This is a genomic window from Nocardia bhagyanarayanae, from assembly GCF_006716565.1.
In the GTDB taxonomy this organism is placed as follows: Bacteria; Actinomycetota; Actinomycetes; order Mycobacteriales; family Mycobacteriaceae; genus Nocardia; species Nocardia bhagyanarayanae.
In genome coordinates, this window is sequence record NZ_VFPG01000001.1 from 424,584 (window position 1) to 433,387 (window position 8,804).

General features: G+C 68.5%; 5 protein-coding genes (1 of these 5 only partly in view). 1 reads left to right on the forward strand and 4 read right to left on the reverse strand.

From position 1 onward, the window contains the following. From FB390_RS01620 to FB390_RS01635, 4 genes are all read right to left on the reverse strand, one after another. Positions 1–4,906 carry the 5' end (the start) of a LuxR C-terminal-related transcriptional regulator gene (locus FB390_RS01620; RefSeq protein WP_141807358.1) on the reverse strand. It extends 43,514 nt beyond the left edge of the window, so only the first 4,906 of its 48,420 coding nucleotides appear in the window; it begins with the start codon at positions 4,904–4,906; its stop codon lies off the left edge, out of view. Between the two features lie 16 nt (positions 4,907–4,922). Then, a complete protein-coding gene (locus tag FB390_RS01625; RefSeq protein WP_246123806.1) occupies positions 4,923–5,417 on the reverse strand; it encodes a YbaB/EbfC family nucleoid-associated protein in 495 nt (164 codons plus the stop codon). Between the two features lie 76 nt (positions 5,418–5,493). After that, positions 5,494–5,811, reverse strand: coding sequence for a hypothetical protein (locus FB390_RS01630; RefSeq protein WP_141807359.1), 318 nt, complete (start codon positions 5,809–5,811; stop codon positions 5,494–5,496). 188 nt (positions 5,812–5,999) lie between these two features. Beyond that, positions 6,000–7,595, reverse strand: a complete 1,596-nt coding sequence (locus FB390_RS01635) for a hypothetical protein (protein WP_246123807.1) — start codon at positions 7,593–7,595, stop codon at positions 6,000–6,002. Positions 7,596–7,998: 403 nt separating this feature from the next. Between FB390_RS01635 and FB390_RS01640 the strand changes: the two genes are divergently transcribed. Continuing rightward, positions 7,999–8,673: a response regulator transcription factor gene (locus FB390_RS01640; protein ID WP_141807360.1), complete on the forward strand. Its 675-nt coding sequence runs from the start codon at positions 7,999–8,001 to the stop codon at positions 8,671–8,673. The last annotated feature ends 131 nt before the right edge of the window (positions 8,674–8,804 follow it).

An 8,804-nucleotide genomic window follows, 5' to 3' on the forward strand; every position in this document is an offset into this window, starting at 1 on the left:
GTGCTTCCGGATCGGGCGTTCGCTGCGCCTCGGGATCGGGCTGCGCGCCCGGGTCCGGAGTCTGCTGCGCATTCGGATCAGTCTGAGCACCCGGATCCGAAGACTGCTGCGCCGCCGGATCTGGCTGCGCACCCGGATCGGAAGTCTGCTGCGCCTGTGGATCAGGCTGCGCACCAGGGTCCGGGGCCTGCTGCGTATCCGGGTCGGGGGTCTGCTGCGAATCCGGTTCCGGCGCAGGCTGGTTGGCGCCGCGCTCTTCGTCGCGCCTCCGCTGCTCCTCCTGCTGTCGCTGTTCGTCCAGGAAGCGCCGGAGATCGCGCATCGGATCCCGCCGGCCCTGATCGTCGCCGACCCGCGGCAGGTTCCGATCGTCGTCGTCGTGGCCCTGGGTGGCGGCGCCGACCGCGAGCGGGCGAACAGCCAACGGGCGCACGGCGTTGCCGTCCGCGTCGTAGACCATGACCCAGGTCTTCTTCGCGTCGGGCAGGTTGCCGGGATCGAACTCGACCGGGCCGTCCGGGTGCTTGTACGGGTCGTCGACCATGATCTTGCCGGTCTCGGCGTCGTAGTACATGACGTACGCGTGCGCACCGACACCGTGCTCGTCGACAGTTTGGTTCTGGTCGACGACGATGACCGTCGCCTTGCCCTTCATGAAGTCCAGCGCCTCGGCGATCGCCTTGTGCGGCGACTTGCCCTTGCCGACCTTGACCTCGGTCACCTGGGAATCGGCGTGCTCTTCGAGCCTGCGCATGGACACACCGTCCAGGCCGACATCGGTCGGCACGGTGATGTCCGGGTTACCGGTCCGCTGGCGTGCCCGGTACAGCGCCTGCTCGGAACACCCGTTCTCCCGCAGCGGGGGCCGATCGGTGTCCAGGAACGACTCGTTGTCGGGCGCTTGGAATTCGGTGGTGCCCGCGGCGATGTTCTCCAGCCGGTACATGCGGTCGACCGGCACGCCGTTGTCCGGCGGCTTCGGGCCGGTGGTCTCCGAGGCGTTGAACTGGTGGAACAGGCCGTTGGCGCGATCCTGGATGTGCACACGGACGTCGTCGCCGAAGTGCTTCTTCCGGATCAGCGGATCGTCTTCCTGGCCGGAGAAACCGATGAGCACGACGTCGTCGACCAGGCGCTCCAAACGCCCCTTGTGGCCGGAGGATTCGACGACGTCGACGCCGTAGCCGCGCGCGACGATCTTGTTCGAGACCGCGATCTCGGGTTGCCCCTGCGCCACCCGCTCCGCGTTGAGCGCTGCGCGGGTCGCCTGGAACGCCGCCAGATCCCGGGCGAGCAGCTTGCCACCCTGACGGGCATGCCAGGTGGTCATGGACTGGGCCTTGTTCGGCGTGCCATAACCGACCCACGCGATCGAGGCCGCCGACTCGCCCGGGCGTAGTCGACCGGCGGTCGCGCGGTACTGGCTCGCCATCTCGTTCACGGTGCTGCCGATATTGGCCAGCGACGCGTCCCGGCCCGGGACGTGCCAGGACAACAGGGTCGCGGCGTCGACCTCGCCCATGGCGATGGCCGCCCGGCCGCTGCCGTTGAACGCGGTGGAGTCGAAAGCCATGACGTACACGGGCGTGTTCGGCGCGACAGTTAGGGCCACGCCCTGCGCCATGGCGATCGCCTCGCGGGTGCGCAGCAGGTTCACCAACTGCTTGTGCGAGGCGGAGTTCAGCTTGCTCTGCCGAATCAGACTCTCGAGCTCGTTCTTGACTCGCTCGACCGTCTTCGCGGCGTCGGTGCGAGCCTCTTTGATCCGCTGTCTGGCTTCGGCTCGTTCTTGGGCGGCCCGACGGCGGGCCGCCCGCTTCTCCGCCCCGCTGCTGTCCGGATTCACCTGTGTCCGCGCCCGCGGCTGCTCGGCTTTCGCCTGCGCCAAGGCCGCCGCGGCCCGCTCTTGCCGGGCCAGCAGAGTCGCCAACTGCGCCTGTTGATCTGTGGTCAACCCGCTGCGGGCGATCAGATCCTGCGATTCCCGGACGATCTGTATCCGGTTGGCGGTGTCGACATCCGGTGCGGGAATGCCCGGCGCGTTGTTGCCGAAGCTGGCCGGATGCACCCGGAGCAGGACCTGCTGCTGCTCCGGCGTGAGCGAGTTCCACCGCTCGGAGTTCTTGCGCGCCAGCGCATCTATCTCGGCCTGCGTCGCCTTGGGACCGATCTGGAAATCGGCGGGATTCGGCTTGCCCGCCATGCTGTCGAGGATCTCGGCGGCCTGCTGCTTTTCCGCGTCGGTCGGTGGCCTGGCGTCGGTCACCCGGCGCGGGCGGGCGTTCTCGTCGGTGCCGGGATTCGGGTCGGCCGAATCGTCCGGCTGGTTCTGGGTTTCCGGATCGTTGTCGGGATCCGTGCTGGTGTCGGGGTCCGAGCTGGTATCGGGATCCGTGCTGGTGTCCGGATCGGTGCTGGAGCGTGCCGGAGCCGGGGCCGCTGGGGTGGGCGGCGGAGGTGGGAGAACCAGCGCGGAATCCTCGTCGACATCCGGACGCGCCGCCGAATCTTCGTCGCTGTCCGGACGCGCGGGCGCATCCTCGTCACTATCGGGACGTGCCGGAGCATCCTCGTCGCTGTCCGGTCGCGCCGCCGGGTCCTCGTCACTGGCGGGGCGAGCGGGCGCATCCTCGTCACTATCGGGACGTGCCGGAGCATCCTCGTCGCTGTCCGGTCGCACCGCCGGGTCCCGGTCGCTACGGGGACGCGCGGGCTCATCCTCGTCGGTGTCGTTCTGTGTCGCCGGATCCAGGGTGCTGTCGGTCCGCGCCTGGGCGACCTGCGGGTCGCTCTCCGGTGTGACCTGCACCTGGCCGTCGGCGTCGCTCTCCGAGTCGACGGTGGTATTTCGTTGCGGTGCTTCGGTATCCGAGATCTGAGTCTGTACCGGACTGGCCGGGGCCGCGCCGGGGGTTGCGGCCTGAGCGGACGAGCCCGCGCGCGACGCGGGGGTCGACGCGGCGTCGGTGCTCGGGGCGACGTTGGCCGTGCCGTCGTTGAAACCGGCGACGGAGGTGTCCCCGGCGCGAGGCATACCGGGCAGGTTGGGCGTCGTCGGCCGCCCGGCGCCCGGCTGGCCGGTGGCGGTGCTCGACTGGCCAGTTGCCGGAGACGTGGAGGTGGACCCCGGCGCGGACGACGAGCTGCCCGGCGCGACACTGGACGCACCCGTGCTCGTGGACGCTCCCGGCGCCGATGTGCTCGCACCCGGCGCTGCCGACCCAGGTGCGGCCGCCCCCGGCGCGGCCGCACCCGGCGCGATCGTTCCGGCCCCGTTGGTGGCGGTGTTCGAGCCGGCGTTCGGACTCGAGTTGCTGTCGCCCGAAATGCTTGCGCCAGCGCCGATTTGGGAGTCGCCCAGCGGTGAACCGGCGAGGTTGTTCACCGCGCCCGGATCGGTTACCGGGCTAACCTGCGCGGCCCCCGCACCGGGATCCGTAACACCCGCACCCGAGTCCGAAGCCCCTGCGCCCGGCTCCGAAACACTCGCTCCAGCACCGTTATCCGACACTCCCGCGTTGGGATTGCTGGCGGCCGAACTCGAATCGCCCGCCTGCGGAGCCGAATTGCCCTGGTTCGCACCGGCGTTCGATGAATTGCCGTCGGTTGCGACGGCTTCCGGTCGCTGCTGACCTGCCTGCGGTCCAGCGCCGGTCTGCTGCTGGTTGTTCGCGCCTGAATCGGCGGCACCGGCCTGCGGGGCGTTCGTGTCCTGCCCGGCCGGCGGTGCGGAGGTATTGCCGGCGCTGGCGGCGTTCGTGCCCGGGCTGTTGTCCCCGGCCCCGTTCTGGTTCCCGGCGCCATTCTGATTTCCGGCGCCGTTCTGGTTTCCCGTGCCCGAGTTGTCCCCGGCGGGATTGGCGGGATCGGTCCCGTTGGTCGGCTCACCTGGCGGCGCGGTGCCGTCCGGCGGGGTCACGTTGAAGTTCCCGCCGCCGATGTTGGGCCCGCCCAAGTATTGACGGTTGCCACGGAAACTCGACGCGGCGGACGGGACCGCACCGGAAAGGCCGCCACCGACGAACGCGTGCGGAGTGAACTCACCGGTCAGCGCCCACGCGGTGCCCGCACCGACAAGACCCGCGCCGGTACCCACGAGCGCGCCACCCAGGGCGCGGGTCCACCGGTTGTCGCTCGACATCATCCGGTTGAGCGCCGGAATATGTCCCAGGCCATAACCGGCGCCACCGCCCGCGGCGCCCGCCGCGAACGAGACACCCACGTTCTTCAGGTAGCCGCCCCAGTCGAAGGGCTGCGACTTCAGGCCCTCCGCCTTGAGGATGTTGTGGATAGCGGCTTCCTCGATGGTGGTCTGGAGGACCTCGACCAAGCCCTCCTGAATCATCTCGTAGACGACCTTGGCGATGACGGTGCGCGCCGCCTCGGACAGGAAGCGCTGACCGATGATGCGGGCGATCGCGTTCTCCAGGATCTCGCCGATCACCCGGAAGGCGGCACGGGTTGCAGCGATCGCACCGGCCTGGGCGGCGGGCGCGGCCGGGCCCGCGGCCAGCGCCCAGGCCAGCTCGATGACCAGCCAGCCGAGCGCGAAGATCGCGCTCAAATGATTGGCGTGAACCTCGCCGGTGAAGTCGTCGACCGCGGTGGCCAGCTGGTCGAAGGACTCGCCCATCAGCTCGATGGAGCCGTGCTTCGGGTCTTGGCCGTGGATTACGCTCTGCAGCGAGTCGAATATCTTCTCGCCGCCGCTGCCCTGCGGGTAGGACACGCGGACGGATCGGCTCGCGGTATCGGCCTCGGCGATGGCCTGCTCGAGGATCTCCCGACCGATCTCACGCAGCACATCCGAGATCCCGTCCAGATCGTTGGGATCGATGTGCGTGATCTCCGCACCCGCCACCCACCCGACCCAGGCGAATTCCTCGGGGATATGCCAGTAACCCATCTAAACCGCGCGCACGTCACCAAACCGAGTCGGTGACGCCCTTTCCGGTTTCGGGCTTGTCCTCGATGGTCTCCACATCGGTGAAGACCAGTTCCGCGTCATCGCGCTCGGCGGCGCCCGGCGGCGCGACGGAAACCGGCGGCTCCGTCGGGATCTCGCTCTGGAAGTCGGGCATTCCGGGGATCACGTCGGAGAGCTTGGGCAGCCGCGCCCGCTCCTCCGCCAAGGGCGCCATGACTTGCTCGCTCTTTTTGAACACATCCTCGGCGGCCTGCTGGGCCAGCCGAGTGATGGCTTTGGCGATGTCCTCGTAGCTGTATTCGTCGATGCCGCTGCCGAATTTGGTTTGGATGACCACCCCGTTGGCGTTCACCGTCACCGAGATCTGCCGGTCCCTGGTGCTCGCCGTGGCGGTGAGCTTGACCCGCTGCTGCTGCATCTCGGCGATCTCGCGGATGCGGCTGCGGAATTCGTCCATCACATCGGCGATCTCGGCATCGCGTCTTGCCATCCAGTTCTCACCCACTCCACAAACTCTCATGGCGGTCCGAGAGGACCGCCCGCCAACTACCAGCAACCGGTCCGGATCAGATGTTCTCGAACTGCTCTCGGCGCTTCTGCTCCTCGCGTTCGGCGTTGGTCGCGTTCTGGAACTGGCCGTCGGAGAGCTTGCCCCAGGACTTGGCCATGGTCCGTGTGCCCTCGACAGCGCCCTCGAGCTGGTATTTGAGACCCTTCGGATCATCCATGAACTTCTTGCCGAAGACCGGGTCGGAACTGACGATCGCGATCAGCGAATCCAGTTGCGCCTGCACTCGATCCGCGAGGGCGTCCATGCGGTCGCGGACCTTGCCGGTGTCGGTGCCCGCGATGCGCTGCTTCTCCACAAAACTCTCGACGTCCACGGGGCACCTCTCTTCTCACAACGCCCGTACCAGCCACAAAGCGGCTGATACGCAGATCTTTCCGACCATTCTGGCACCTCGGCCGACGATGCGGGCCGATTAACCGGCGTGAGAAGCTAAAGAACCCGTTAGGAATTCGCCATCGATCCGTTCCCTGTTGTTAACCCGCAATGGGCAGGCAACCAGGGTCAGGCGTCGACCATCCCGTTGCGCTCCTGGAAGCGCTGCTCGAACTCCGCGATGTAGCGCGAGGGCGCGATCGAGGACGAGGACTGCTCCAGCACACCGTCATCGGCGATGTAGAACAGCGCACGGCCGATGGCGATCTCCCCCGGCGCGGTCGGCACGTAGACCATCCAACCGCAGCTGATGCGGTCGGCGCGCAGCTGATCCAGCGGATAGCCGGTGGTGTCGAGATCGCGCTCGAGAATGTAGCGGCGCACCTGATCGATGGCCTCGTCCTCGGCCATCGGATCCGGCAGCGTGGTGGCCACGCCTGCCATGGTGAGCTGGTAGAAGGCGCTGTCGATATCGTAGCCACCCTCGTCACCGAAGACGCTGATCAGCGTATCCCTGGTCACCACACCGGCTTCCGCGGCCGAGACCAGCGTGGCCACGGCGGCGACCTGTCCGTCGGTGGGCTCGCCGACCAGGCTGGCGATCACGTTGGTCACCGTCTGAGCGGTCCAGATACCGGGCACGGCCTCGGCGAGCTGATCGGCCCCCGGCGATTCGGCGCGGTACCAGCGACCGCCCTCCCACCAGTAGCAGAACGACAGCAAACCGCTGGCGGCCCGAGGATTCAGCACCGGGTTCGCCACCCACGCCGGAGCGCCCGCGTAGTACGCGGGCAGCTGCTCGCCCTGGTTGTACGCCGCGTCCAAGGCGGGCGCGTTCCAGACACCACCGGAGAGCACGGCCCGGCCACCAGGCAGCATGTACAGGGTCGAGCCGCCCCGCTTGGCGCCTTCGAACCAGCCCAGCGCGGGCAGAATACGCGGCCCCCACTCGGAACCGACGGCGACGAACGCGGCCGCCAACACCGCCCAGCGGGCCCACAACGTGGGCAGCGCCGGGAAATCGCGCTCCGAGATCGTCCCGCGCACACCGGCTTCCCGGTCCGCGCGCGCCAAGGCGGCAGCCTCGGCCGGGGTGCGGGACTGGCGGTTGCCGTGACTCACGTACGCGGCCAGCCACACCGGCAGCCGCTCGCGCGGATTGGCTTCCAGGTCGGCCTGATACACCTCGGCCGGGAACAGGTGATCGTCCGGGAAAGGCTCGTCACCGTAGTCGTAGTCGATATCCAGCTGACCGGCCGGCGTCAGCTGCAACAGCAGCCGCCACCACGGGCCGTCGCCCATGGCGGCGGACACCTCCCGGTGCCTGCGCACCAGCTCCAGCACCGCCTCCGACGGCTGGATGCGGACCGAACGCTGCTGATCGTCGCTGAACACGATCTGCGCGACCTCGGCGACCGCGGTGAAAGCGAACACCGCGTCCAGCTTGGACCAGCCCTGCGGGCCGCCGGTGGCCAGTTCGCGGGCCAGATTGTGGCCGATCTCGCGGGCCTGCTCGGCCGGGTCGACGGTTTCGGGCTCCGGCTCCGGCTTGGAATCACCCAGCGAGAACTCCACATCGGGTTCGTCGCTGCTCTCCTCGAACGCCTGCTGGAACGCCTGCTGGAACTCCTGGTCGGCGCGCTGCTCGGGTGTGAGATTCGGCTGCTGATCGCCCGGGACCTGGTTGTCGCGTGCCTCGTCGTTCGGGCCTTCTGGGCTGGTCACGGTGCAGCTATCTCCTCTTCCACGCACCTGTGACCGGAATCCCGACGGGGCGTCCGGTCACAGGCTAGAGCCGACTTGCTGTCCTTCATCCTGGCACAGGATGTCGAAGAGCGACCCGGCAAGCCGAAACCCTCACCCCTCGGCAGGATTTGCGGGCCCGCCGTGGCGGACCTCGGCCGGCCTTCGTAGGGCAGGACGAGGCCGCGGTGCTGCTGGCGGACCGGGGTGCTGGTCATCGACTCCTTCGAAGGAAGCAGCTGCGAGGAATTCTCGCGCACCCGGCAGTCGTTCGTCTCGCTCACGAGCGGCGACTTCCCTAAGAATCTGTCAAGGTCTCGAGTGCGCCGGTCCCCACCACCCGATACCCCTGCGGACGGAACCTCCGATTTGCGAGGATCTGGACGTGAGACTTGCGATAGTCGAAGACGACCCCGGAGTCGGCGACGCCCTCGTCGCGGCGCTGCGTGCCAAGGACTATCAGGCCGATCATCTCCGGCGCGGCGCCGACCTGCTGCTCACCCACGATCGCTACGACGCCGTCATCCTCGACCTCGGGCTCCCCGACATGGACGGGCTGGACGTGCTGCGCAAACTCCGCGAGGTCAGCTCGGTGCCGGTCCTCATCCTCACCGCGCGCAGCAGCGAACGTGCCATCATCCGCGGCCTGCGCGCCGGAGCCGACGACTACCTGACGAAGCCGCCGCGCGTCGGCGAGCTGGTGGCGCGCCTGGAAACCGTCACCCGTCGCGCCGGTACCCCCACCGCCCCCGCGCAATTGGTTGTGGTGACCGGCGATGTCCGCGTCGACCTGAAAGCACGCACCGTCGAGGTCGCGGGCGCCCCGATCACGCTCACGCACAAGGAATTCGAACTGGTGCGCGTCCTCGTGGAACGGCCGGGTTCCGCCGTCAGCCGCCAGGAACTCATGGACCGCATCTGGGGCGACGCCTTCGCCGCCATCTCCCGCGCCCTCGACGTTCACATGGCCGCGCTGCGCGCCAAACTCCAGCGACCCCACCTCATCACCACCATCCGTGGCTACGGGTACCGATGGGAGACGGAGCACACGGGTCTCTGACGGCTACTGCCATCCACGTGCCTGGAACACGCGCCGCAAGACTCGTCGCCACGCGCCGACCACTCTCGGCAGGCCCCGGGCGGTTGCCGAAACCGCTCGCGGGGAGGCGGAGCCGACCGACGGGCCGGTGA